20 protein-coding genes are annotated in these 24,376 nt (G+C 70.0%); 11 read left to right on the plus strand and 9 right to left on the minus strand.

Annotation, left to right across the window (positions count from 1 at the left end):
- Window positions 1-10: 10 nt before the first annotated feature.
- Both ACIA1L_RS20005 and dapD read right to left on the minus strand, forming a co-directional pair.
- Window positions 11-1,015 carry a LacI family DNA-binding transcriptional regulator gene (locus ACIA1L_RS20005; RefSeq protein WP_396074309.1) on the minus strand — a complete coding sequence of 335 codons (1,005 nt, stop codon included), beginning with the start codon at window positions 1,013-1,015 and terminating at the stop codon, window positions 11-13.
- 39 nt (window positions 1,016-1,054) lie between these two features.
- Complete coding sequence (gene dapD, locus ACIA1L_RS20010) at window positions 1,055-2,002, minus strand: 2,3,4,5-tetrahydropyridine-2,6-dicarboxylate N-succinyltransferase (RefSeq protein WP_396074310.1); 948 nt, start codon at window positions 2,000-2,002, stop codon at window positions 1,055-1,057.
- Window positions 2,003-2,055: 53 nt separating this feature from the next.
- Between dapD and dapE the strand changes: the two genes are divergently transcribed.
- Window positions 2,056-3,129 (plus strand): succinyl-diaminopimelate desuccinylase, encoded by a 1,074-nt coding sequence (gene dapE / locus ACIA1L_RS20015; RefSeq protein ID WP_396074311.1) that lies wholly within the window; start codon window positions 2,056-2,058, stop codon window positions 3,127-3,129.
- Here the strand turns inward: dapE and ACIA1L_RS20020 are convergent.
- A complete protein-coding gene (locus ACIA1L_RS20020; RefSeq protein ID WP_396074312.1) occupies window positions 3,126-3,293 on the minus strand; it encodes a hypothetical protein in 168 nt (55 codons plus the stop codon). The genes dapE and ACIA1L_RS20020 overlap by 4 nt on opposite strands.
- A gap of 223 nt (window positions 3,294-3,516) precedes the next feature.
- Here ACIA1L_RS20020 and ACIA1L_RS20025 point away from each other — a divergent pair, with 223 nt between their 5' ends.
- A complete protein-coding gene (locus tag ACIA1L_RS20025) occupies window positions 3,517-4,293 on the plus strand; it encodes a TIGR00730 family Rossman fold protein (protein WP_396074313.1) in 777 nt (258 codons plus the stop codon).
- 1 nt (window position 4,294) lies between these two features.
- On the plus strand, window positions 4,295-4,849 hold the full coding sequence (locus tag ACIA1L_RS20030) for a TIGR00730 family Rossman fold protein (protein WP_396074314.1): 555 nt from the start codon (window positions 4,295-4,297) through the stop codon (window positions 4,847-4,849).
- Window positions 4,850-4,857: 8 nt separating this feature from the next.
- Here ACIA1L_RS20030 and ACIA1L_RS20035 read toward each other — a convergent pair whose 3' ends face one another.
- Window positions 4,858-5,379 (minus strand): hypothetical protein, encoded by a 522-nt coding sequence (locus ACIA1L_RS20035; RefSeq protein ID WP_396074315.1) that lies wholly within the window; start codon window positions 5,377-5,379, stop codon window positions 4,858-4,860.
- Complete coding sequence (locus ACIA1L_RS20040; RefSeq protein ID WP_396074316.1) at window positions 5,379-5,909, minus strand: RNA polymerase sigma factor; 531 nt, start codon at window positions 5,907-5,909, stop codon at window positions 5,379-5,381. Before ACIA1L_RS20040 ends, ACIA1L_RS20035 begins: the two co-directional genes overlap by 1 nt.
- 166 nt (window positions 5,910-6,075) lie before the next feature.
- Between ACIA1L_RS20040 and ACIA1L_RS20045 the strand changes: the two genes are divergently transcribed.
- The gene (locus ACIA1L_RS20045) at window positions 6,076-6,483 is read left to right on the plus strand and encodes a VOC family protein (RefSeq protein ID WP_396074317.1); all 408 of its coding nucleotides are present in this window, start codon (window positions 6,076-6,078) and stop codon (window positions 6,481-6,483) included.
- A gap of 6 nt (window positions 6,484-6,489) precedes the next feature.
- On the opposite strand, the gene ACIA1L_RS20050 is transcribed toward ACIA1L_RS20045, so the two are convergent.
- On the minus strand, window positions 6,490-9,159 hold the full coding sequence (locus ACIA1L_RS20050; RefSeq protein ID WP_396074318.1) for an alpha/beta hydrolase family protein: 2,670 nt from the start codon (window positions 9,157-9,159) through the stop codon (window positions 6,490-6,492).
- A gap of 169 nt (window positions 9,160-9,328) precedes the next feature.
- Here ACIA1L_RS20050 and ACIA1L_RS20055 point away from each other — a divergent pair, with 169 nt between their 5' ends.
- The gene (locus ACIA1L_RS20055) at window positions 9,329-10,744 is read left to right on the plus strand and encodes a DUF1996 domain-containing protein (RefSeq protein ID WP_396074319.1); all 1,416 of its coding nucleotides are present in this window, start codon (window positions 9,329-9,331) and stop codon (window positions 10,742-10,744) included.
- Between the two features lie 47 nt (window positions 10,745-10,791).
- On the plus strand, window positions 10,792-11,850 hold the full coding sequence (locus tag ACIA1L_RS20060) for a MerR family DNA-binding transcriptional regulator (RefSeq protein WP_396074483.1): 1,059 nt from the start codon (window positions 10,792-10,794) through the stop codon (window positions 11,848-11,850).
- A gap of 47 nt (window positions 11,851-11,897) precedes the next feature.
- Here ACIA1L_RS20060 and ACIA1L_RS20065 read toward each other — a convergent pair whose 3' ends face one another.
- Window positions 11,898-13,499, minus strand: a complete 1,602-nt coding sequence (locus ACIA1L_RS20065) for a S8 family serine peptidase (protein WP_396074320.1) — start codon at window positions 13,497-13,499, stop codon at window positions 11,898-11,900.
- Between the two features lie 225 nt (window positions 13,500-13,724).
- On the opposite strand from ACIA1L_RS20065, the gene ACIA1L_RS20070 reads away from it, so the two are divergent.
- The 3 genes from ACIA1L_RS20070 (at window position 13,725) to ACIA1L_RS20080 (ending at window position 20,862) form a co-directional block, all read left to right on the plus strand.
- Complete coding sequence (locus ACIA1L_RS20070; RefSeq protein WP_396074321.1) at window positions 13,725-16,286, plus strand: putative bifunctional diguanylate cyclase/phosphodiesterase; 2,562 nt, start codon at window positions 13,725-13,727, stop codon at window positions 16,284-16,286.
- 277 nt (window positions 16,287-16,563) lie between these two features.
- Window positions 16,564-19,602 (plus strand): putative bifunctional diguanylate cyclase/phosphodiesterase, encoded by a 3,039-nt coding sequence (locus ACIA1L_RS20075; RefSeq protein ID WP_396074322.1) that lies wholly within the window; start codon window positions 16,564-16,566, stop codon window positions 19,600-19,602.
- 18 nt (window positions 19,603-19,620) lie between these two features.
- Window positions 19,621-20,862 carry an aminotransferase class I/II-fold pyridoxal phosphate-dependent enzyme gene (locus tag ACIA1L_RS20080; RefSeq protein WP_396074323.1) on the plus strand — a complete coding sequence of 414 codons (1,242 nt, stop codon included), beginning with the start codon at window positions 19,621-19,623 and terminating at the stop codon, window positions 20,860-20,862.
- Between the two features lie 54 nt (window positions 20,863-20,916).
- Here ACIA1L_RS20080 and ACIA1L_RS20085 read toward each other — a convergent pair whose 3' ends face one another.
- Window positions 20,917-21,567, minus strand: coding sequence for a DUF4360 domain-containing protein (locus ACIA1L_RS20085; protein ID WP_396074324.1), 651 nt, complete (start codon window positions 21,565-21,567; stop codon window positions 20,917-20,919).
- Between the two features lie 469 nt (window positions 21,568-22,036).
- Between ACIA1L_RS20085 and ACIA1L_RS20090 the strand changes: the two genes are divergently transcribed.
- The gene (locus ACIA1L_RS20090) at window positions 22,037-22,693 is read left to right on the plus strand and encodes a DUF4360 domain-containing protein (RefSeq protein ID WP_396074325.1); all 657 of its coding nucleotides are present in this window, start codon (window positions 22,037-22,039) and stop codon (window positions 22,691-22,693) included.
- A gap of 55 nt (window positions 22,694-22,748) precedes the next feature.
- Here ACIA1L_RS20090 and ACIA1L_RS20095 read toward each other — a convergent pair whose 3' ends face one another.
- Complete coding sequence (locus tag ACIA1L_RS20095) at window positions 22,749-23,234, minus strand: GNAT family N-acetyltransferase (protein ID WP_396074326.1); 486 nt, start codon at window positions 23,232-23,234, stop codon at window positions 22,749-22,751.
- Between the two features lie 65 nt (window positions 23,235-23,299).
- Between ACIA1L_RS20095 and ACIA1L_RS20100 the strand changes: the two genes are divergently transcribed.
- Window positions 23,300-24,364 carry a threonine aldolase family protein gene (locus ACIA1L_RS20100; RefSeq protein WP_396074327.1) on the plus strand — a complete coding sequence of 355 codons (1,065 nt, stop codon included), beginning with the start codon at window positions 23,300-23,302 and terminating at the stop codon, window positions 24,362-24,364.
- The last annotated feature ends 12 nt before the right edge of the window (window positions 24,365-24,376 follow it).

Consider the following 24,376-nt stretch of genomic DNA (forward strand, 5'->3'; position numbering starts at 1 on the left):
ACCCACGGGCCTAGACCGAGGCGCGCAGGCGTACGGGCATCGGCACGCGGTGCACGGCCGGGGCTTGCGCGGGGCCGAGGAGCAGCTCGACGGCCTGCCAGCCGAGCTGGTAGTGCGGCAGGGAGATGCTGGTGAGCGGGGGTCGCAGCCAGGCGGCGAGGTCCGAGTCGTCGAAGGACAGCACGGACACATCGGCGGGCACGGATCGGCCGGCCTCGTGTAACGCCTGGTACGCACCGAGCGCTACCCGGTCGTTGAGGCAGACGAGCGCTCGGGGCGTGAGACCACTCGTCAGTGCTCGGGTGACCGCCTCGTACGCCGGTTCGGGCCACCAGTCGCATTCGATGATGCCGGCGAGTTTGCTGCCGTCGGCGCTGAGGCCTTCGCGCAGCCCGGCGAGGCGTTCGCGGCCGGCGAGGACGTGCCGGGCGGGGTCGCCGACGAGGTGGATGCTGTCGCGGTGGCCGGCGGCGATCAGGGTGCGCGCGGCGCTCCAGCCTGCGCCGATCTCGTCGGGGATGACCGCGTGGTGGGCTGGTCGGGCGGCCCGGGTCAGGCAGTTGAGGAGGACGACCGGACGGCCTTTGAGTTGTTGAGGCACTCGGACGTAGCGGGTGAACATGCAGGCGTAGATGAAGGCGTCGACCTGCCGGTCGAGGAAGTCGGCGATGAGTTTTTCCTCGACGACGAGGTCGCCTTCGGTTTCGCCGATGAAGAGCAGGTGGCCGTGGGCGACGGCGGCGGCGAGGCTGCCGTGGATGGCTCGGCCGGCGTACGGGTCGGAGGCGAGGGTGTCGGAGATCAGGGCGACGGTTTTGGTGACTTTTGTCCGCAGGCTGCGGGCCATGAGGTTGGGTCGGTAGTCCAGCTCCTGGGCAGCTCTTAGGACGCGTTGGCGGGCGTCCTCCGAGATGCGCATGTCCTGGTGGCGTCCGGCGAGGACGAACGAGGCGGTGCTGCGGGACACGCCGGCCCGCTGCGCGACCTGGAGGAGGGTGGCCCGTTGCGGGGGCATAGCTCTGAGTGTTCCACGCCGCGGTGCCGTGGCGGCGGGTCAGTCGTTGGCGTGCAGGATCGCGTTGAGTTCGACGCCGGTGCCCGTGCGGGGGCGGGCTTCGAGTGCGCCGGTCACCGAGTTGCGCCAGAACAGGAGGCCGTTGACGCCGGACAGTTCGCGGGCCTTGACCACGCGCCCGTCGTGCAGGGTGAGCTTGGATCCGGCGGTGATGTAGCAGCCGGCTTCGACGACGCAGTCGTCGCCGAGGGAGATGCCGATGCCCGCGTTGGCGCCGAGCAGGCTGCGTTCGCCGATCGACACCTTGTCCTTGCCGCCGCCGGAGAGGGTTCCCATGATGGATGCGCCGGCGCCCACGTCGGAGCTGTCACCGACGACGACGCCTTGGACGATGCGCCCTTCGACCATGGAGGTGCCGAGCGTGCCGGCGTTGAAGTTGCAGAAGCCTTCGTGCATGACGGTGGTGCCGGCGGCGAGGTGGGCGCCGAGTCGGACCCGGTCGGCGTCGCCGATGCGGACGCCGCCCGGCACGACGTAATCGGTCATGCGCGGGAACTTGTCGACGCTGTGGACGCTGAGGTGGCGGCCGGCAGCGCGTTCGATCAGGCGCAGCTCGTCGACCCGGTCGCTCGGGCAGGGGCCGGCGGAGGTCCACGCCACGTTGGCGAGCAGGCCGAAGATGCCGTCGAGGTTCTGCTCGTTGGGCTTGACGAGGCGGTGCGAGAGCAGGTGCAGCCGCAGGTACGCATCTGCGGCGTCCTTGATCGGGTCAGCCAGGGAGGACACCTCGGTGCGCACTTCGATCGTCGAGAGACCGGCGAGCGCTTTGGGGCCGGTCAGCCCGGCGGGCAGGGCGGGCGGTTCGGCGGGGAGTTCACCGAGGCCGAGGTGTCCGGTCGGATACCAGGTGTCGAGCACCGTGCCGTCCGCGGTGACGGTGGCAAGGCCGATGCCCCAGGCGGGCGAGGTGGAGATCGCGCTACTCACACACGGAACCCTACTAGGACAGGGGCTTCACGTTAGGACGGTACTGTGCGGGCATGGCAAACCCGCTCACTCCCGACGTACTCGTCGACCCGGTGGTGCTCACTCGCACGCTGGTCGACATCGAGTCCGTCTCGCTCCACGAGAAGGTCATCGCCGACTGCGTGGAGGAGGTGCTGCGGGCGGCGCCGCACCTGGAGACCGAGCGTTTTCAGAACACCGTGCTGGCGCGGACGAGCCTGGGCCGCGAGCAGCGGGTGGTGCTGGCCGGGCACCTGGACACGGTGCCGCTGAACGACAACTTCCCGTCGACCGTGGACGGCGATCTGATTTACGGCTGCGGCACCTCGGACATGAAGTCGGGCGTGGCCTTGGCCCTGCATCTGGCCGCCACCCTGCCGGACCCGCGGTACGACCTGACTTTCCTCTTCTACGAGGCTGAGGAGATCGAGAGCAAGTACAACGGGCTGAGCCTGGTGGCGCAGCATCGTCCGGAGTGGCTTGCCGCCGATTTCGCGGTCCTGCTCGAGCCGACGTACGGCGTGGTCGAGGCCGGCTGCCAGGGCACGATGCGGGTGGTGGTGCGGACGGCCGGGCGGCGCGCACACACGGCGCGGGCCTGGCGCGGAGTGAACGCGATCCACGCCGCGGGGGCGGTGTTGCGTCGGCTCGAAGACTACCGACCGCGGACGGTAACCATCGATGGATGCACATACCGTGAGGGCCTGAACGCCGTACGCATCTCGGGTGGGGTTGCGGGCAATGTCGTGCCGGACGAATGTGCGGTGGAGGTGAATCTGCGCTTTGCCCCGGACCGCTCCGAGGAGCAGGCGTTGGCCCACCTGCGCGAGGTGTTCGCGGGCTTCGACATCGAGGTGACGGACTCGGCGGCTGGCGCACTGCCGGGGCTCGATGCGGCGCCGGCGCGTGATTTTCTGGCGGCGGTGGGCGCGGAGCCGGCGGCGAAGCTGGGCTGGACGGACGTGTCCCGGTTCGCGGCGCTCGGTGTGCCCGCGCTGAACTACGGGCCGGGCGATCCGCAGCTCGCGCACGCGCCGGACGAGCACGTTGAGATCGGCAAGATCCGCGACGGGGCCGCCACGCTGCATCGCTGGCTGACGGCGTACTAAATCTCGGGTGGGGTGGCCTGGGGGATCTCCACCGTGGCCTCCGGGTCGGTGGTTTGGTCGGTGACCGGCGGCGGCAGGGACAGCGCGATGCGGCGCTCCTCGACCACCAGGCGGATGCGCCGCTGCATGCGTCGCTGGGCCTTCATGCGCTCGTAACGGGTCATCGCGGTGGCTCCTTCGCCGAGATGCCCGGCCGGGGCCGGACGCCGTGCCTGCCGTGCGGATCGACAGCGGGCGAGCCAGAATGGGGCCGAGTTTTCGGACAGTGGGACCAGAGCTACCGTCCGTGGCTTCAATCTGGCAAAAAGCCCGCGAAGCCGCAATCCTCTTGGCGAAACCCATCCGGTTATTCACCAGTTACGGACCGTCCGCACTACCGTGGGTGCCATGACGGACAGCACGGACGGCCGCCGACGCACCGGACACGAGCGTCATCGCGGCGCCGTCACGCTGCGGAGGGAGTCGATCCCGCCGAGTACGGCCGACGAGAAGCTGCTCGATTCGCATCACCGCGGCGAGTGGAAGACCAAGGACGCCTGGCGGGCGCTGCGCATCCTGTCCGAGTTCGTCGAGGGCTTCGACACGCTAGCCGACCTCCCGCCCGCAGTGAGTGTGTTTGGTTCCGCGCGTAGTGCTCCGGACAGCCCTGAGTGCGAGCTGGCCCGGGATCTCGGGGCCGCGCTGGCTGAGGCCGGCTTCGCCGTGATCACCGGCGGCGGCCCGGGCGTGATGGAGGCAGCCAACCGCGGCGCCACCGAAGCTGGCGGCATGTCGGTCGGCCTGGGCATCGAGCTGCCGTTTGAGCAGGGCCTCAACGACTGGGTCGACATCGGCATCGACTTCCGCTACTTCTTCGTCCGCAAGACCATGTTCGTCAAGTACGCGCAGGCGTTCGTCGTGCTGCCCGGCGGCTTCGGGACCCTCGACGAGCTGTTCGAGGCGATCACCCTGGTGCAGACCCGCAAGGTCACCCGCTTCCCGGTGATCCTGATGGGCTCGGAATACTGGAGCGGACTCGTGGACTGGATCAAGGGTCGGCTGCTCGCCGACGGCAAGGTCAGCCCCGCGGATCTGGAGCTGATCCAGTCGACCGACGACGTGGCGGAGGCCGTACAGATGATCGTGAAAGCGGACGCCGCAGCGACCGCCAACGGGAAGCGGTGACGTGGCGGCGATCTGCGTCTTCTGCGCCTCTTCCACCAGCCTCGACCCGCAGCACCTCGCCCTAGCCACCGAGTTCGGCAAGGCGCTCGGCCCGCGCGGCCACTCGCTCGTCTCCGGCGGCGGTCGGGTCGGCATGATGGGCGCCGTCGCCGAAGGCGCCCGGGCGGCGGGCGCGCACACCCTGGGCGTGATCCCGCAGTCGCTCGTGGACCTCGAAGTGGCCGACACCTCGGCGGACGAGCTGGTCGTCACGGCCGACATGGGCGAACGCAAGAACGTCATGATCGAGCGCTCGGACGCGTTCGTCACCCTCCCGGGCGGGCTGGGCACGCTCGACGAACTGTTCGAGGTCTGGACCACCGCCACCCTCGGCCTGCACGCCAAACCGATCGTGGTGCTGGACCCGGACGGCTTCTACACCGGCCTATGGTCGTGGCTGCACCAGATCACCGAGACCACCTTCGTCCGGCGTACGGCGCTGACCCAGGTCACTGTGGTCAGCACGATCGAAGCGGCGCTGGACACCATTGAGCGGGGTGCACCCCGCCCGGTGTGAAGCGCAGCTTACGGCGTGGCGATCGCCTCGTCCGGCGCGACGAACATGCCGATCGAGTTGCAGTCCTTCTCGGCGGTGCTGCCCTTACGTCCGGGCAGAACGGCCATGCCGCCGCCCTCGCCGCCCTTGGCGAACACGCAGGCAATCAGCGGTTCGGGTGCCGGCTTCTTCGCCTCGTCCCGCCAGTAGGCACGGCAGGCGTCGAGCGCGTTCATTCTCGCGGGCACCTTGAAGATCGCGAGGCTCGAGCTTGCGCTGAGCTCGTCACCGCAGGCGACCTGGCCGTTCGCGCGCCACTTGGCCGGCGGTTCGCCAATGATCGCGTACGCCGTCGCCGCCCCGGTGGAACCGAGCACCACCGCCACCGCCATGCCGACGATCAGGCGCTTACGCGGTAGGCGACGGCGGCCGGCTTCGCTCTCGCGGGACCGGTCGAGGATGGTGGTGAGCACGGCATTTCCCTCCGTTGTCTGCGACCAGCCGGACGATTCGGCGGGTCGGCTGCTGCTGATCAGGTGGTCGATGTTCATCAGGCGCTCCTCAGTTGGGCGGCGTGGATGGCGCTTGACTGTTCGGCGGAGAGCACCCGGGCGAACCGGCGGCGGGCCCGGTGCAGCCGCACCGCGTAGGTCGCACGGGTATAGCCGAGAGTGCGTGCCGCCTCGGCGGCGGACAGGTCCGTCCACAACGTGGTGAGCAGCAGATCGCGGTCGGCCTCTCGCAGTGCCGCGAGTGCCTGCCACACGTCCAGCCGCACCGCTACGCCGTCGGCGATGTCGCGCTCGGTGTCGCTCGCCGACGACAGCAGCCGCGCGTAGAGCGACTCCCGCCGGGAACTGCTCCGCAGGCGGTTCAACGTCTCCCGCCGAGCGACCCCGAACAGCCACGCCCGCTCCGACCCGGCCGGGATCGCCCCGAACTTGCGCCATGCCACCACGAACGTGTCGCTGACCACCTCACCGGCCTCGTGCGCTCCGACCCGCTGTGCGGCGTACTGATACACAGCGTCAGCGTGGTCGCGATACAACGCGGTGAGTTGCTCCTCGTCGGCAATATCCATGCAGGCTTCCTCCCCTGGATCACACCTACATACGGTCGCCAGCCCCGCAGGCATTACACCCGGGTTCCGCAACTGGGGCCGATTGGTCTGAGCAGGGACGACAGGCCGTACTGATCGATCAGGAATGGAGAAGCCCGGCGGGGAGGACGGGCTTAGCGTGAGACGCATGACCATCGCGCTGTCCCACTGCTTCCTCGTGGTCCACGACTACTCCGAAGCACTCGCGTTCTACCGGGACGTGGTCGGGCTGGAGGTCCGCACCGACGTCACGTTCGAGGAGAACCGCTGGCTGACCTTGAGCGCCCCGGGCAGCCCCGGCGTCGAGATCGGCCTGGAGATCCCCGGCTACTTCCCGCACACCTCGGCGCCGGACCGGGAGGCCACGGCAGATCTGCTCGCGAAGGGCTTGCTGCCGGGGATCATCTTCCGCACCGAGGACTGCGACAAGACCTTCGAACGGGTACGCGCGTCCGGCGCCGACGTGCTCCAGGAACCCATAGACCAGCCGTACGGGGTGCGCGACTGCGCGTTCCGCGACCCCTCCGGGAACATGGTGCGGTTCTCGCAGGGGTGACGAGGCTCAGCCGGTCACGACGCCCACCACCGGTGGCAGTCCGGTGTCCGTCTCGAAGTGCAGCTCCACCACCTCGTCGGGCTCAGCCACGTCGTCGGCGATCGTCGGCACGGTCAGGTCCGCCGAGGTCTCGCCCGGCTCGATCGGCACGTACGCGCCGACCGGCGTCGTGGACAGCGGCCGGGACGGTTCCGGATCTTCGAAGCCGAAGTTCTCGAACCAGGTCGGGTCGACGTCGGTGCTCGACAGCTCCGCGCCCGCGGCCGGCAGTTCCGGAAAGCCCCGCAGCACGATCTTCGTCTCGGCCGGGGCGGACAGCGTCGCCCGCCACTTCAGCTCGGCGCCCTCGGCAACCCGGTCGGCGACCGGGGTCAGTGTGAACGTCGGGGCCGAGTCGTCGTTGCGGATCGTGAGCTCTCCCTCGTAGTCGCCGACTACCAAGCCCCGCTCGGCTTTCGCGTTCACCCGGACCTGCTCGTCAGCGCCGTAGAGCGCGTCGCCCCGTACCTCGATCGGCACCCGGACCACCCGGTCACTCGGCCGCACAGTGACCAGCCGTGACGTGGTCGTCCAGGTCAGCACGTCGGTGAGGAAGAACCGGACCTGGCCCGAGCCGCGCCCGGTGACCGTCACCGGAACGCTGGGCGTGCTCGTGCCGGAGTCGCCCTCGTCCACGGTGAGTGCGCCGACGTCCAACCGTGGCAGAGCGACCGGCTGGTACGCGGGAGTGCCCGGCCGCCAGCCCGACGCGTCGAGCAGCCACGCCTCACCGGCGGCGCTGCGCGGGACGAGTTCGAGCTTCGCCAGCTTTCCGCGGACGCCCGCGAGCGGCACCCGCACCTCACGCGCCCAGTACGAGGTCGTGTACTCGGTGCCCGGCAGCCCGTCGACCGTGACGTCGCCGAGGGCCGTACGCCGGCCGCCCGGCTCGACGACGGTCACCCCGAACCGGGTCCCGATGGTGTTCGGCGGCACCATCAGGCGCAGGGCCAGGTCGCTGCTGCCGGCCAGCGAGACCGGGCGGGCCGGGGCCAGGGTGAGCGGCTGGCCCGCGGCGTCCCAGTCGAGTTTGGCGGCGTACCGGCCGGGCTCGTCGTCGCTGGTGAGGGAGATAAAGTGCGCCGAATCGACGTCCGCCGGGGCGCACGCGTCGGCGGCGCGGCTGACCTGGGCACAGATGCGGGCGCCGCCGCCGGCCTCGACGCTGGGGTCCGGGATCAGCGCCGGGGTGCGCTGCGCGCCGAGTGCGTGGCTGAGGACCCGGGCCGGGTCGGCGGACGGTGCGCGTACCCCGCTGCCGTCGAGCAACGGCCGGACCCGGTCGTCCCCGCCGATGAACAGCCCTGCCGCCGCCGCGATGTACGTGGCACCGGTGTTTTGTTGCTGCTGCGCGGTCAGCCGAGTGGGCGTGCCGGGCGAGCACACCGGGTCGAGAGAGTCGGCGGGGAAGTCGTCGTGTGCGGGTGCCGCGGCTTGGCCCGGTGTCCACTCGGTGTTGAAGAAGTTGTGGTTGGCGCCGATGACGTACAGGGCGCTGTGCAGGGCTTTGCCCCGACTGACGCCGCGGGTGCCGTCGACGAAGAGCTGGCCCTGCAGATTGGCGACGTCGCCGTCGCAGCCGGGCAGGACCGTCACGGACGGCACGTCGGGCACCGGGTTGTGTCCGAAGATCGTCGGACCGATCAGCAGCATGCCGCGAATGGTCCAGCGGGCCTTGCCGGGTGCGCCGTCCACCGCTGCGGGCGGTGGGGTGAGCGAGTCCATCGCGGCCCGGCTCACGCCCTCGCCGCCGCGGGAGTGCCCCATCAGGAACACCCGGGACAGGTCGGCGCGGGGCACGGACCGGATGATCGCGGGGGCGTTCGACCGGGCGGAGCCTGCCCAGTCGGCCCACTTGGTGAGGTGCTGGCGGACCAGCGATGATCGGGCTTGCGCGCCGCCATCGTCGGCGTTCCAGTCCTGGCCGTTGATGCCGTTAGCCGAGATCGACACGGTGACGTAGCCCTGCGAGGCCAGCAGCTCTTGCGCTTGGAGGTAGCCGCGGTAGCTCGGGACGGGCCGGGTCCCCGGCGGGCACGGCCAATCCTGCGGCGCGGCCTTGGCGGTGTCGCTGTAGCACCACCCGTGCCGGCCATGCAGGAGCAGCGCCAGCGGCCGCGTGCCGGGGGCATTCTGCGGCGCCACCACGACGCCCCGCATCTCCACGAGCTCCGGGAAGTCGGGCAGCTTGACGCCGTCGAGCGCGTACTCGCCGTGCACTGTCTGGTAGGGACCTTTACGCCCCGGGTCGATCGGGTTGGGGGGCTGCTCGGCCGGCACTGTGATCGCCCCTGCCCGCAGCCCGGGCGTCGCGGAGGAAGCCTCGTCCAGTCGTTTGCCGCTAGCCCGGACGCTCAGGTCGGCTAGGTGAGCGGCGTGACCCGATTCCAGGTGCAGGGTGAAGGTGCGTTGATCGGGGTGGGGTTGGGGGCGGCCGAGCGGGCGGTCGCCGGCGAAGAACTCGATGACGGCGTCCCCAATGGGCACCCGGCGCGCCGACGTCCAGGTGAGCGTGTCACCGGTCAGGGACCAGCCGTCTGCTGCGGCGACCAGCGGCGGAGGCGCGGCCCAGGCCGGTCCGCCGGCGCCCGCGAAAAGGGCGGCGACGAGCGCGGCCGATATGAAGATTTTGCGCATATGGAGTGTCTAGCTGAGACGTGCAAATCTGTCGATGCCTGCCGAATGGGGCGTCGATTCTTACCGTCTTCTGACCATCGATCGGTGGCCCGTCCCGCTTGAGCCGTGGGGCCGTACTCGTTGCCGTCGAGCCGCGCGGCAGGCGCGCGACGCGAACGAGGAGACCGCAATGACAGGCAGGAAATGGGCCGGGAAGGCCCGCGTCGCGGTGGCGGGGGTAGTGCTCGCCGCCACCGGTGTGCTGACCGTGACCTTCGTGTCCAGCGGCGGCAAGGGCACCGCGGACGCCGCCACGGAACTCAGCCAGTACGTGCCGATCCAGCGGGTGGCCCCCGCTGCCCGCAAGCCGACACCCGGGCGCAACGCCGCCACCGGCCGGGCGGTCGTGGACTGCGGCACCAACCGCAACGGCAAGTTCAGCCCGGACAACCCGGTCGCCCAGCCGGGTATCAAGAACGGCGCCGAGCACGTGCACGACTTCGTCGGCAACCTCGCCATCACGGCCACCTCGTCCGACGCCGAACTGGCCGCCTCCGGCACCACCTGCCGCAACGGGGACCGGTCGTCGTACTTCTGGCCGGTGCTGCGGGTCGACCCCGCCGTCCGGCCCGGCAGTGCCGGCACCCGGCAGGCACTGGCTCGGACCGTCCCGAACGTGTCATGTCCCCGCGTCGGTGACCGCGTGCCGGCCGGCCGTCGCGCGGCCGTTGCTCGCTGGCTCGCCGAGCTGGACCGGCTGACCTCCGCGGCGAACGTCCGGATGAACGACAGCCGCGGCCGGGTCGACGCCGCTTTCAACGCTTCGGTCATCGAGCCGTTGCGGGCCAAACGTGCCGAGCTCATCAGCGCCATCAGTCGCAGTGCCTACGGCCGATCGGGGCAACTCGTGTCGCTTGTGGACTGCGACGTCAGCTACGACTCGATGCACAAGTACATGCCGTCGCACTCCCATTCCGCGACCCCGGGCGGTGCCACTCCGCCCGCGCCGCAGCCCAGCAGCTCCGCACTGCCCGAGCCGCAGGGGAAGAACCTCGAGCTGCCGAACAACACCGGCGGCATCCAGCGGCCGCGTTCGGTGCTCATCGAGTATCGAGGCAACGCCAAGAGCAAGGTTGTCGCGATGCCGCGGTTCCTCCGGGCGCTGACCGGGGACGCGAAGCCCACCAGCCGGGGACCAGCCAACGCCCGGCCGAGCTGGACCTGTTCCGGCTTTGGTGACCGACTTTCCGACAAGTACCCGATCTGCCCGTCCGGGTCGCTGGTCCAGCGGGTGCACGACTTCCCGGGCTGCTGGGACGGCAAGAACATCGACAGCGCCAACCACCGCAGCCACCTGGCGTTCGCGGACGCCGCCAGCGGCGCCTGCCCGAGCGGCACGAAGGCCATCCCGCAGCTGCGGATCACCCTCTCCTACGCGATCCCGCGTGAGCAGCAGGTCCGCGGACAGTTCGCGCTGGACTCCTTCCCCGAGGAGGACCACAACCCGTTCTCTGACCACGACGACTTCGTCAACGTCAACTCCGAGCGGCAGATGAAGCGGATTGTCGCCGCGATCAACAGCGGGCGTACCATTCGCGCCGCTTGACCCTCGACCTGGTCGAGGTACCAGGGTGCCGAGGTGTGGAGAGCGAGATGTACGGCATCGGCGAGGTCGCCCGGGCCAGTGGCCTGGGCATCAGCGCCCTGCGGTTCTACGACCAGGCCGGGGTGTTGATCCCGGCCGAGGTCGACCCGGCGACCGGCTACCGGCGGTACAGCCCGGACCAGATCCGGGCTGCGCGGCTGGTCGCCGGGTTGCGCCGGGTGGGCATGCCGGTCGCGGACATCGGCCGGGCCGTCGCGGGCCTGAGCGGCCCGGCCGGCGCGCCGGGCCGCCCGGGCGTCCGCGAGTTGCTCGACGAGCACCTGCGCCGCCTGGAACACGGCCTGGCCGACGCCCGCCGCGAGCTCTCCCGCCTGCACCGGCTACTGGACCTCGAGGAGAGCACCTTGACCCGCATCACCCTGCCCGCCGCCGACCTGGCCGCCGCGCTCGACGCCGTGCGGTACGCCGCCGGCACCAACCCCGACCTGCCGATGATCAACTGCGTGTTGTTCGAGGCCGGCACCGACGGACTCACCCTGGTTGCCACCGACCGTTACCGGCTCGCCGTCGCTGAGGCCGCCGGAACGGTCACCGGGCCGCCGATCCGGGTCGCCGTCCCGCTGGGCTTCGTCGACGAGCTGCGCCCGCTGGTGAGCGGCACGGTCACGCTCGACCTCGAACTCAGCCTCGTGGCCGCCGGCGTCGGCCCCGGACCGAAGTTGACCGCCGTGCCACTCGACGTGGATTTCCCGGACCACCGCCGGCTCGCCGGGCCGGGGGCACCGGGCTCCCGCAAGATCACGGTCGACGTTCCGGCTCTACGCGCTTCACTGGGCACTGCCGCCACGGTGGTCCGGGAGCACGACGGAATCAGCCATCCGCTCGTGGTCCTGTCCGTTGACCCGGCTGGGGACGTACGACTGTCAGACGAGCAGGCCTGGGCCGCCGACGAAGCGGCACACACGGCGGTCAACCGGGAGTACCTGCTCCAGGCCCTGGATGCGAGCGGCTCCGGCCAGCTCGTCCTCGAACTCGACGGCCCGATCAGCCCGCTCGCGATCAGCGGCGCCGGTGGCTACTCGATTCTCATGCCGGTACGCCGATAGCGGATGTCTCCCCCGAGACACCCGCTATCGGCTTGCTGAGTGCCGGTTCAGTTGGCGGGGGCCGCCCAGGCGGCTCCCGACCAGACGCTGCCGGTCCAGGAGCGACCGGTCCAGCTACGGCCGGTCCACGAGCGGCCGGTCCAGCTGCGGCCGGTCCAGGAGCGGCCGGTGAAGCCGGCCTCGTGCGCCGACCAGGCGACGTCCGACCAGGCGGTGCCGGTCCAGGTGGTGGCGGCCCAGGAGGTGCCGTCGAAGGCGGTGCCGGTCCAGACGCCGCCGTTCCAGGTGCCGGCGTCCCACGAGGTGCCGGTGGCTGCCTGCTGGGCCCAGACCGGGGCGTTCCACGGGTTGCCCATCAGGTCCTGCTCGCCGGTCAGCTCGCGGCCGTTGATCGGGTCGGTGAGGTGGGCGGTGCCGCGGGCCTGCTCGAGCGAACCGGTGCCCAGGGACGCCGGGTGGGACTGCGTCTGGGCCGGGGTCGTCGCGTCGGCGGCGGCCTCGACGTCGAGCTGGCCGGCGCCGCTGCCGACCGGGTCGGCCGCGGGCATCGCTTCGGCGGTGCTGACCAGCAGCTCCTTGACCTGATCCGGGGTGAGGTCCGGGCGCTGCTGCAGGAGCAGGGCGGCGGCGCCGGAGGTCACCGCGGCGGCCTGGGAGGTGCCGCTGCCGCGGAAGAAGCGCTTCGCCGAGTCGGTGGCGAGCTGGCCTTCCGGGTACTCGGTGTCGATGTACGAGCCCGGGTCGCGCAGCGAGACCACGGACTTGCCCGGGGCCACCAGGTCGGGGGCCCGGTTCGCGTCGCCGCGGCTGCTGAAGTCGCCGACCACGTCGTCGGCCCGGTTGTCGGTGCCGTTGGTGTCGGCGCCGCCGACCGCGAGGACGTACGGGTTCATGGCCGGCATGGCGAGCCGCGCGGCGGAGGCGCCGTCGTTGCCCGCGGCCACCACTACGACGATGCCGGCGCGCCAGGCTGCCTCGACCGCGTGGGACAGCGGGTCCATGCGCGGGTCCTGCAGCGAGTCGGTGCCGAAGGACAGGTTGATCACGCGGATGTTCAGGCCCGGGTCGTTGCGGTGCGCGACGACCCAGTCGATGGCCGCGATGACCTGGGAGACGTCGACGGCACCGTCGGCGCCGGCCACCTTCATGTTGATCAGGTGGGCGCCGGGGGCGACACCGGCGAAGGACTTCGAGGACACCGTGCCGGGCTCGACGCCGGCGTCCTGGCCCGCGATGATGCCGGCCATGTGCGTGCCGTGGCCGTACGTGTCCAGGTAGCGCAGGTTGTCCGCCTGCGACTCGACCGACAGGTCCGGCCCGTTGACGACCTTGCCGGCACCGTCCAGGCCCTTGACGGGGGTGATGCCGCTGTCGATCAGCGCGATGCCGACGCCCGCGCCGGTGATCTTGCGGCCCAGCGCGTCCCGCTTGGCCCATACGTCGTGCACACCGGCCCACTTGGCGATGCTGTACATCGAGTGGGCGTCCTGGTCGGCCAGCCATTCCTCGCTCAGGAAGTTCGACTTCACTACCGGTTGTTGCGGCGTGGCCGAGACCGCCGACGCCGGGACGACACCCAGGGCGGTGGCACCGAGTGCCCCCGACAGGATTCCGACCAGCACACGACGCGACCCACGACTGCGAACCATCTACGCTCCCGAAAAGTAACCGGATTGACAGGTGCATTGATCGGTCGTTTCCGGCGCTGCCGAAGTCGGCGATCGGACGGGGGTCGACGCCGTCCGGCCAGGCCCCCTCATCTGGCCGGTGAGCTGCCAATAGTTCTTTCCGGCAATGCTTCACAAAAGTCTCCGGCGGCCGACAGGAAAGACAAGAGCCGCAACAAGGTGGCGTACGGGAAGGAGCGTGCCGGGGTGACGTCCAGTTCCGACGACGGCACCCACACGGGTCCAGAGCACGCCGACGCGGCCCGGGGACGGTTTTCCTGGCGTTCCCCGGACGGCCGCGTCGTGGCGATCGTCGCTGTCCTGGTCGCGCTCGTCGTCACCGTGCAGGCGCTGTGGGCCCGGGGCCAGTCCCTGTTCGGCGGCCGCGAAGCCCTCCTGCTGCTGGTCCTGGCCACGCTGTTCGCCTTCGCGGAGCGGTTCGTGGTGGTGTTCCCGGTCCGTCGGGGCGCCCACACCATCAGTCTGAGCGAGGTGCCGCTGGTCCTGGCGCTGATCTGGTGCTCGCCGGCCGCGGTCGTCCTGGCCCGGGTGCTCGGTGGCACCGCCGGTCTGCTCGCGTTCCGCCGGCAACGCGGTGTGAAACTGCTCTTCAACGTGGCGCTCTACGCCACAGAGGCCACGGTAGCCACCGCCGTGTTCCGGATGATCGCCGAGCCGGGGCACACGCTGGAGCCAAGGGGCTGGCTGGCGGCGTACGCGGCGGCTCTGGTCGTGGATGTGGTCTCGATCGTGCTGGTCACGATGGTTATCGCCCTGCACGACGACAGCCAGGAGTGGCGGCGGCTGGTCACCGCGGACATCAAGCAGCTGATCCAGCTCCCGATGATGATCGTGACGACGACGCTGGCGCTGATCACCGCCATCGTGGTCCGGGACCAGATGCTCGCCGCGGTGCTGCTCGCCGTCCTGCTCTTCGCGATCTTCGAGGTCTTCCGCCGGTACGCCCTGCAGACCCAGGGCCACGCCCAGGTCGAGCAGCTGTACGCCTTCACCCGCTCGCTGCACGGCTCCCGGGATCTGGAGTCGGTGATCGACACCGTGTTGAGCCGAGTCCGCGACGTGACCCGGGCGGACACAGCCGAGCTGGTGGTCGCCACCGGCGGCGGTGAGCCGGTGAGCTTCCGACTCTCGGCGCAGGATCGGGTCCCTACCCGGCACCACGACCGGCCCGACCCGGCCGCGTGGTGGTATCCGGCGCTGAGCGGCGAGCCGGTGCACCTGGCTCCGGCTGTCGCGCAGGTCGACGGCCGTCCGGTTGACGGTATGGCGGTCCCGGTGGCGATGGACCGCGGCACCGGCGTGCTCATGGTCTACGACAGCCTGGCCGATATCTCCACGTTCAGCGCGGAGGATCTGCGGCTGCTGCAGGCGCTCACCGCGCACGCCGCCGTGGCGTTGACGAACATCGGCCTGGTCGAGCGGCTGCGGCACACCAGCATGCACGACGCGCTCACCGGCCTGCCCAACCGTCGACTCCTGCTCATGGACCTCCGGAACGCGATCGAGGCAGGCATCATCAGAGGCCCGGTCGGGGTGCTGCTGGCTGACATCGACCGGTTCAAGGAGATCAACGACGCGCTGGGCCACGATGTCGGCGACGACCTGCTGCGCCAGATCGGCCAGCGGCTCCAGGCCGCGTTCGAGGGCCGGGGCACGGTCGCCCGGCTGGGCGGCGATGAGTTCGCCGTCGTCGTCACCGGCTGCACCAGCACGCAGGAAGTTCTGGACGCCGCGGAGGAGCTGCGCCGGATCGTGGCCGAACCGGTCCCGGTGGGCGACATGGGCCTCAACGCCCAGGCCAGCGTGGGCGTCAGCTTCGCACCGGAGCACGGCATCGAACCGGACCGGCTCCTGCAGCGCGCCGACGTCGCCATGTACGCCGCCAAGCACGCGCACGCCGGCGTTCGGGCGTACCAGGCGCAGGACGACTTGAACACGCCGCGCCGGCTGACCCTGATGGCGGAGCTGCGCTCGGCGGTCGAGAACGGGGCGCTGACCGTGGCGTACCAGCCGAAGGTGGATCCGAGTGACGGCCGAGTGCTCGGTGCGGAGGCGCTCGCGCGCTGGTTGCGGCCGGACGGGCCGGTGCCGCCGGACGAGTTCATTCCGCTGGCCGAGCGGGCCGGGCTGATTCCCGCGCTGACCCGGTTCATCCTGGACACGGCGCTCGCGGCGTGCGCGCAGTGGCGGCACGGCGGGCCCGACCTGTCGGTCGCCGTCAACCTGTCGCCGCAGATTCTGACCGAGCCCGGTCTGGCCGATGACGTGTCGGACGCGCTGCGCCGGCACGGGCTGCCGCCTTCGGCGCTGACCCTGGAGATCACCGAGAACGGCGTTATGGAGGATCCGGCGCGCAGTATGCGCACGTTGGAGCTGTTGCACGCGCTCGGCGTCAAGCTTTCCATCGACGACTTCGGCACCGGGCACTCGTCGCTGGGCCGCCTGGCCGAGCTGCCGATCCACGAGATGAAGATCGACAAGAGCTTCGTCCGGGGGCTCACCACCGACCAGACCCGGCGGGCGGTGACGGATGCGGCGCTCCAGCTGGGACGTACGCTCGGCCTCATCGTCGTCGCCGAGGGGGTCGAGGACGAGACCGAGCTGGAGTATCTAAGCCGCCACGGTTGCGGCGTGATCCAGGGCTACTACATCTCCCGGCCGCTGCCCGGCCCGGACTTTGCCGAGTGGCTCCGTGGGCGGCCCACAGCACACCTGCCAGAGCTAGGGGTCCGGACTGCCGACGCGTAGTAAGATCCTGCACTGATCTCCATGATTGCCACCCATCCAGCCGGCTCTCAGTCCTGAAGCCCAGATGCCGATCAAGAGGTAGTGACGCCCGCCATGGCGGCGGGTGCAGCAGCGGCCCGGGCAGGTTGCCTTGAGTACAGACGAGCGGTTCCCCTTGGGGACCTCCACGGGTGACACTTCCGCCACCCGGGTCGTCAGCCGTCCCGAGAAAACCGGACATACGGCACCTTCGGGCGGATCGACTCCAGAACCACCGCAGATCCCCGAGCATCGCAACGTGGCTGTCCGTGCCTTCGCCGCGTTGGCCGATCGCCCTCGGTCACCACTGCCTCGTGCCGTACCGATCTATCTCACCGCGACCTCCCTGCTCGCGGCCATCTATCTGTTCGTCCCGCAGTTGTACGTCGCCGCGTGGGCGCTGATCGTCCTGTCGTCGCTGACCGCCTTCGCCGTGGGCATCAGCCGCAATCGGCCCCGGCGCCGGCAACCCTGGCTGTTGCTCTCGGCGAGTTATCTGACGTTCGCCGTCGGCACCTTGATCGCGCTGGTGGTGGTGCCCGGCCAGTTCCCGTCCGTGGCGGACCTGGTCTTCCTGGGCTCTTCGTTACCGCTGTTGTTGGGCGGCCTGATCGGACTGACCCGGTCGGGGGCGCGGTTCCCAGACCGGGCCGGGATGCTCGACGCGGTCCTGTTGACGGTCGGGGCAGGCTTCCTCGCCTGGATCTTCCTGATCAACCCGTTCCTGCAGGACCCGAACCTGAGCGTGCTGGAGAAGGCGGTCTCCATCGCCTATCCGCTGACCGACGTGCTCACCCTCGCCATCCTGGCGCGGCTCGGCCTTGCCGCAGCGCGCAATACCAGCCTGGTGTTCCTGCTCGCCTCGGGTGCCGGGCTCCTCACCGCGGACGTCCTCTACGGCCTCAGCCGCCTCGAAGGCATCTGGCAGCTCGGTGGCCCCATCGATCTAGGTTGGCTGGTCTTCTACATCGCCGGCGGTGCGGCGGCGCTGCACCCGTCGATGATCCGGCTGACCGAGCCGCAGGTGCTGACCCAGACCCAGGTGACTTTGCGCCGGGGCGTGCTGACCTTCGCCTCGCTGCTCCCACCGGCGGCGCTGCTGGTGCAGGCGCTGCGTGGTCCGGTCCACGACGGGGTGGTCATCGCCGTCGTGTCGGCCGCGCTCATCCTGCTCTCACTCGCCCGGATGTCCGCGGTCGCGGGCAGCCTGCGGCAGACCCTCGCCCGCGAGCGCGAGCTGCGCGAGGCCTGCGAAGCTCTGCTGGTCTCGGCCAGCGCCGACGAGGCCGACGCGGTCCTGCGCGGGGCCGTCGGACGGATGCTTCCGCCGGGTACGGAACACCGCATCGTCCTGGAGCTGCACGGCGAGCCCGCAGCGGTCACCGCGGCGATCGGCAACCTGACCGGCGGGCTGGAGCTGCGCTACGTGGTCACCCTGCCCGCAGAGGTCGCCGAGCCGTTGGCCCGCTTCGAGCTGGCTCTGCACTGCCGCCTGGCGGTGGGCGACACCTGGATCGGCGACCTGTTCGTGGGCGCCGACGAGCCGGCGCTGATCGGCTTGCAGGAGGCGGTGCCGGTGCTCGCCGGGCAGGCGGCCACCATGATCGACCGGATCCGGCTGAACCGCGAGATCAGCCGCCGGGACAGCCAGGCGTACTTCCGGACGCTCGTGCTCAACGCGACCGAGGTCATCGCGATCGTCGACGAGGACAACCGCATCACGTACGTGAGCCCGGCGGCGGAACAGGTCGTCGGGACCGCGGAGCTGGTCGGCACCGACTTCGTGGCGATCATCGACGCCGAGGAGCGCGACGACGTCCGCAACCAGCTCGACGCCGCCCGGCGCGGTGCCGCGGGCGAAGGCCTCAGCCAGTGGCAGGTACGCCGGACCGACGGCGCGCTGATCTGCACCGAGGCGGTCATCGGCGACATGCGGAGCGAGCCGGGCGTCAACGGGCTCGTGGTGACCCTGCGCGATGTGACCGAGCGCCAGCGCCTGGAGCAGGAGCTGATCACCCGCGCGTACGTGGATCCGCTGACCGGTCTGGGTAACCGCCTGCAGTTCCAGGACGACGTGGCTGCGGCGATCGCCGCCCGGGGCGACGGCGCCTGCGGCGCGATGATCATCAACCTGGACCGGTTCCGGGTCGTCAACGACACCATGGGCCATGACGTCGGCGATGAGCTGCTGATCGCGGTGGCGAAGCGGCTGTCGGTGCTGTTCGCGGACCGGGGCTCGGTGGCCCGGCTAGGGGCCGACGAGTTCGGCGTGCTGATCGTGGATGCGCCGAACGTCGGCTACATCGAGCAGCTGGCCCAGCAGGTCGTCTGCCTGTCGGACGAGGCGTTCCACGTCGGCGGCAGCCTCGTCGCGGCGCACCTGCGGGTGGGTGTGGCTACCACGGCGGACGCGGGCAGCGCCAAGGACCTCATGGGTCAGGCGGATGTCGCCCTGGACACCGTGCCGCCGAGCGGCGGCCGGCGCTGGCGGCGCTACGAGGCGTCGCTGCACGCCGAAGTGCTGGACCGGATGCAGCTCCGCACCGACCTCGACCGGGCCTTCGCCGAGGATGCTTTCGCCCTGAACTACCAGCCGATCGTCGAGCTCGGCCCGGCCCGTACCGTCGGCTTCGAAGCGTTGCTGCGCTGGCCGCACCCGGAGCGCGGCATGGTTTCCCCGGCGGTCTTCATTCCCCTGGCCGAGGAGTCGGGGCTGATCGTGGAGCTGGGCGCCTGGGTGCTCCGCACGGCCGTCGCCACCGCCGCGGGCTGGCACGAGCAGCATCCGCAGGACACGCCTTACGTCAGCGTGAACGTGTCGGTCCGCCAGTTCCGTTCGCCGGACTTCGTCGATCAGGTGCTGGCTGAGCTGGAGCGGACCGGATTGCCCGCACACCTGCTCACCCTGGAGATCACCGAGAGCCTGCTGCTGGGCGAGCACGAGGGGATCCACGCCGACATCGCCCGGCTGCGCGCGGCCGGGATCAAGCTTTCCATCGACGACTTCGGTACGGGCTACTCCTCGCTGAGCTACCTGCACCGGGTCCCGGTGGACACGCTGAAGCTGGACAAGTCCTTCGTCGACACGATCACCGGCTCACCGCAGCAGCTCGATCTGGTCCGGGGCATCATCCAGCTGGCCGCCACGCTCAACCTGGATGTGGTGGCGGAGGGCATCGAGACCGAGCCGGAGCACCGGCTGTTGACCGAGGCCGGCTGCCGCTTTGGGCAGGGCTTCCTCTTCAACCGACCGATGAGTGAGGCGGACGCCGCCCGGTTGATCGAGGGCTCGCGGTGAGCCTCTAACATTCGGCGCATGGTGCCCAATTCCCCTGCCGCCCCGCCGGCCACCGCCGGCACCGCCTACCGCAGCGTCGCCGAGCTCACCGGGGCTGGGCTGTGGGACCAGGTGATTGACGAGATTGACGGCCGTCGAATTCGAATCGGCGACCGGTGGCTCGTCGACTGGGCGTCCTGCAACTATCTCGGTCTGGATCTGGACGCCGAAATCATCGACTCGATCGACGCGCAGGTGCGCCGCTGGGGCACCCACCCGAGCTGGTCGCGGATGCTCGGCAGCCCGCGGCTGTATCCGATGATCGAGGAACAGTTGACCGCGCTGCTCGGCGCCGAGGACACCCTGCTGCTGCCGACGATCAGCCAGATCCACCTGTCGGTCATTCCGGCGTTGGCGCGGGGCGGCCACATCCTGCTCGACTCGCGGGCGCATCGCACGATCTACGACGGCTGTGTGCACGCCCGTGGCCTGGGTGCGACCCTGACCCGGTTCCGGTCCGGCAACGCCGAGCACCTCGCCGAGCTGTTGAGCGCGCTGCCGCCGGGCACCCCGGCCCTGGTCTGCATGGACGGCGTCAACAGCATGACCGGCAACACCCCGGACCTGGCCCGGTTCGCGGCGGTCTGCCGCGACTACGACGCCACCCTGTACGTCGATGACGCGCACGGCTTCGGCATCATCGGCGAGCGGGCGGCGGGCGACGCCACCTCCTACGGCCGCCGGGGCAACGCCGTAGTCCGCCATTACGGGCTGGACTACGAGAACATCGTGCTGGTGGGCGGCTTCTCGAAGGCGTACTCGTCGATGCTGGCGTTCATTGCCTGCTCGACCCGGGTCAAGGAGCACCTGAAGATCACCGCGCCGCCGTACCTGTATTCGGGTCCGGTGCCGACCGCGGCGCTGGCGACCGCGCTGAAGGGTCTGGAGGTCAACGAGGTTCGCGGCGACGCGCTGCGCGACGATCTGCACCGCAAAACCCGGCGGGTGTTGGACCACCTCGACGGGCTGGGTGTGGAGACGCCGAACGAGTCGGGCTATCCCCTCGTGCAGATCCCGCTGCGCAACCCGGATGACCTGCCCGCGGTGGCACGGACGTTGCTGGAGCGCGGGGTCTACGTGACCTTGGCGCCGTACCCGGGGGTGCCGAAGGATCAGGTGGGCTTCCGGATCCAGCTGACCTCGGCGCACACCGACGAGCAGATCGACGACCTGCTGGTGCTGCTGTCCGACCTGGGCACGCCGTTGCTGCGCCGCCGCTGACGAGAAAGAGGGCCGCTGGTTTCCCGGCGGCCCTTTCTCGCGTACGGAGCTTCGTCAGCAGCGCTTCCACGCGAAGTGGTACGTGGTCTCGATGCTGCCGTCGGTGGAGTCCATGGTCACGAAGCTGGTGCCCGTGGACGAACCCTTGCTGACCCGCAGTTCGGTGTTGATGTTGAGGTTGCGCATCTCACCGCACGGGTGCCACACCATGGCGGCCACCGCGACCTCGTCGCTGACCATCCAGTTGTCGTCCAGCGGCGCCGGGAACGGGTGGGTGGTGTAGACGCCCTGGCTCATGCCCTGGAAGTAGTAGTTCGCCCGCTGCTGCGAGCTGGAGCCGGCCATCGTGGAGCCGTAGCCGCGGTAGTCCACCTTGGCGATGGCGTAGGTGAAGCCCTGGGGCACGTGGACCAGGACGTTCAGCTGGCAGTTCTTCCGGCCTTCGGTGGTGGAGATGCCGGGGCCCGCCTGGGCGAGGTACTCGCTGTAGATGGCGGTAAAGGCCTTGTTGTCCGGCGAGATCGCGACATCGGCGGTGCCGGGCCGGCAGCCCGAGCCGGCCATGGCGACCAGGTCAATGGTGATCTGTTGATTCGGCGGGTCGGTCAGAATGCCGCTGCCGGACGCCTGGGCGGCCGGGCCGGAAACCAGTGAGGCGGCAAGCAATGCGAGCACCGCACCGCCACGCACCAACATTTTACGCATTGGACTCCCTTTCAAGCTGACACGACGATGCACACGCGGGCCAATGTTAAGGTTTGCATAGATCAGGGTCAATGAAATCTTCTGCGGCTTCCGCGCCGGAAAATACATTTCGCCGATGTTTCGCGGCAGACTGCACAAACCAGCATTCGGCACTCTTGCTGTCGAACCGGGCAATAGGTCCGGCGGAAAAGCCCGAATTATCCCCGCAATCCCGGCCGTCGCCGGGTTAAACCTCATCCTGAGCAGGAGTTTTGTCCGGCCGTCTCGACCTCAAGTTATCGACTCAAGTCGATGCTTGTGTGGCTGTCATCACCTGACTAACATTCCCTCGCGGGACTACCAGGAGAGTCCCAGCGCATTAGTCAGGTTATTAACGGAATGCCGTCGAGCAAGGATGCTGGCCGGCTTCTCCGGCGATGACGCACGCGCGCTGCAAGTCGATATTGAGTAGCAATCCGAGAGGAATGCAATGAAGGAAAGACTCGTCGGCGGGAGGCGTGCGGTTCTCGCCGTAGTCGGCACGGTCCTCGCGCTGTCCCTAGCCACCCCGGCCGCCGCCGTCGCAGGACCGGCCGCCGTCCAGGGCGTGCCCGATGGCAACGTCCACGTCGAAGTGATCGCCGCCAACGGCTCGGGCTGCGCGCCCGGCACGGCCGCGGTCTACGGCAACCACGACAAGACCGGCTTCCGCGTCCGGTACTACGACTTCGAAGCCGAGGCGGGCGGCGACGCCTCCCCCACGGCCCGCCGCAAGAACTGCCAGCTCGGCGTGCTCGTCACCGTACCGGCGGGCTGGACCTTCGCGGTCGCCCAGACCGAGTACCGCGGCCGGCTGAAGATCAACGGTGGCGCCACCGGCCTGCAGAAGACCAACTACTACTGGCAGGGCTCCTCGGCCAACAACCGCACCGAGGACTCCTTCGCCGGGCCGCTCAACGGCTACTGGGCGACCAACGACCAAGCCGGCGGACTGGTCTACCTCCCGTGCCAGGACCAGAAGGTCCTGAACATCAACACCGAGCTGCGGGTGGACGCCGGCACCTCGTCCGGCAAGAGCACCATGTCGATGAAGTCCAGCGAGGGCGACGTCGACACGCTGTTCAACTTCGCCTGGATCCGCTGCTGAGCGGCACCTGCCGCCGCGCGGGGAGAGCTTCGTCACGAAGCTCTCCCCGTTTGCGTCAGGCCAGCTCGCGCGTCCAATGCGCGCACCGCAACGGCCGGCCCTCGTAGTCCAGGTCGCAGTCTTCGCCCCGACTGAAGCCAAGCTTGCGCAGGATCGCGTTCGACGGCCCGTTCGTCACGCCTGGAAAAGAATGCAACGTGCCGATCCCACCGTGCCGCAGGTGCGGCAGCAACAGCGCGAAAGCCTCAGCGGCGACACCCCGCGCCTGATGGTCAGGCACCAGCATCGCCCCCAGCTCGAAAACCGGCTCACCGGCGAACTCCGAGCGCCACACCGCGATGATCCCCACCGGCTCCTCGGCCGCATCGGGCAGGATCGCGAAATACAGGTCGCCCTCGGCCACCCCGGCCATCCGCTTCTCGTGCACCCCGGCCGCATGCGCGTCGTCCCCGACACCGCCGAGCTCGCCGACCACCCGAGGGTCGGATTCCAAGCGCCGGGTCAAACCCAGATCTTCTTCAGCGTACGGACGCAGTCGCATCCGCTCTTGATATCAGTACCGCAATCCCGACTGACAGCGACGGCTGGACACGAAAGACTGGCCCGGTGGACGAGGAGATCCGGGCCCGGCGGGCCGCCTGCACCGACACGTTCCTCGGCAACGGGCTGATCCGGCCGCGGGACCTCCTCGCGTCGATCGACCCAGACACCGAACCCGACCTGTACGGCGCCGGCGGCGTCGTCACCGACCTCGAACGCCACGTCGCGGACGTGCTCGGCAAGCCCGCCGCCGTGTTCCTGCCCAGCGGCACCATGGCGCAAGCGGCCACCCTGCGCGTGCACGCCGACCGGCGGACCACCCGCACCGTCGTCTGGCACCCGTACTCCCACCTCGAACAGCACGAAGGCCAGGCGCATCAGCGGTTGCACCACCTCGTCGGGCGCCGCGCCGGCGACCTGGAACGCCTGCTCACCCTCGACGACCTGGAAGATGTGGCCGAACCGGTCGCTGCCCTCGTCCTCGAACTGCCCCAACGTGACCTCGGTGGCGCCCTGCCCGCCTGGGACGACCTCGTGGCGCAGACCCGCTGGGCACGCGACCGCGGCGCCGCGGTCCACCTCGACGGCGCCCGCCTCTGGGAGGCCAGCGCTGGCTACGACCGCGCCCCCGCCGACATCGCCGCCCTCTTCGACACTGTCTACGTGTCCTTCTACAAAGGCATCGGCGCGCTGCCCGGATGCTGCGTCGCCGGCTCCGCTCCCGACATCGCCGCGGTCCGCGAATGGCGGTCCCGGCTGGGCGGCACCCTGTTCGCCCTGTGGCCGGCCGCCGCGTCGGCACTGCGACTGCTGGACGATGCGCTGGCCGAAATGCCAGCCCGGATGCGGCACGCCCGGGCGATCTGGGACGCGCTCGCCGGCGTACCCGAAGTCCGCGTCGTGCCCGATCCCCCACAGGCGCCGATGATGCACCTGCTGTTCGCCGCGTCCGCCGAGACGTTCCGGGAGAACGCCCAGCGCCTCGCCGACGAGACCGGCCTGTGGGTGTGGCCCAGCGGCTTCGCCACCGGCGACCCCGCCGTGGTCCGCGCCGAACTCTCCGTCGGCCACGCCACCCTGCGCCACAAGCCCGAAGCCATCGCCGAGATCCTGGCCGGCCTCTGCGCCTAGGTCTTGTCTTCG

Origin of the sequence: Actinoplanes sp. NPDC051859, from assembly GCF_044452725.1 — a bacterium.
Lineage (GTDB): Bacteria > Actinomycetota > Actinomycetes > Mycobacteriales > Micromonosporaceae > Actinoplanes.

Excerpts from the sequence above, each read along its gene's own strand:
- ACIA1L_RS20005 (WP_396074309.1), bottom strand. The coding sequence starts at position 1,015 with ATGCCCCCGCAACGGGCCACCCTCCTCCAGGTCGCGCAGCGGGCCGGC.
- dapE (WP_396074311.1), top strand. The coding sequence starts at position 2,056 with ATGGCAAACCCGCTCACTCCCGACGTACTCGTCGACCCGGTGGTGCTC.
- ACIA1L_RS20020 (WP_396074312.1), bottom strand. The coding sequence starts at position 3,293 with ATGACCCGTTACGAGCGCATGAAGGCCCAGCGACGCATGCAGCGGCGC.
- ACIA1L_RS20025 (WP_396074313.1), top strand. The coding sequence starts at position 3,517 with ATGACGGACAGCACGGACGGCCGCCGACGCACCGGACACGAGCGTCAT.
- ACIA1L_RS20035 (WP_396074315.1), bottom strand. The coding sequence starts at position 5,379 with ATGAACATCGACCACCTGATCAGCAGCAGCCGACCCGCCGAATCGTCC.
- ACIA1L_RS20040 (WP_396074316.1), bottom strand. The coding sequence starts at position 5,909 with ATGGATATTGCCGACGAGGAGCAACTCACCGCGTTGTATCGCGACCAC.
- ACIA1L_RS20045 (WP_396074317.1), top strand. The coding sequence starts at position 6,076 with ATGACCATCGCGCTGTCCCACTGCTTCCTCGTGGTCCACGACTACTCC.
- ACIA1L_RS20050 (WP_396074318.1), bottom strand. The coding sequence starts at position 9,159 with ATGCGCAAAATCTTCATATCGGCCGCGCTCGTCGCCGCCCTTTTCGCG.
- ACIA1L_RS20055 (WP_396074319.1), top strand. The coding sequence starts at position 9,329 with ATGACAGGCAGGAAATGGGCCGGGAAGGCCCGCGTCGCGGTGGCGGGG.
- ACIA1L_RS20060 (WP_396074483.1), top strand. The coding sequence starts at position 10,792 with ATGTACGGCATCGGCGAGGTCGCCCGGGCCAGTGGCCTGGGCATCAGC.
- ACIA1L_RS20065 (WP_396074320.1), bottom strand. The coding sequence starts at position 13,499 with ATGGTTCGCAGTCGTGGGTCGCGTCGTGTGCTGGTCGGAATCCTGTCG.
- ACIA1L_RS20080 (WP_396074323.1), top strand. The coding sequence starts at position 19,621 with ATGGTGCCCAATTCCCCTGCCGCCCCGCCGGCCACCGCCGGCACCGCC.
- ACIA1L_RS20085 (WP_396074324.1), bottom strand. The coding sequence starts at position 21,567 with ATGCGTAAAATGTTGGTGCGTGGCGGTGCGGTGCTCGCATTGCTTGCC.
- ACIA1L_RS20090 (WP_396074325.1), top strand. The coding sequence starts at position 22,037 with ATGAAGGAAAGACTCGTCGGCGGGAGGCGTGCGGTTCTCGCCGTAGTC.
- ACIA1L_RS20095 (WP_396074326.1), bottom strand. The coding sequence starts at position 23,234 with ATGCGACTGCGTCCGTACGCTGAAGAAGATCTGGGTTTGACCCGGCGC.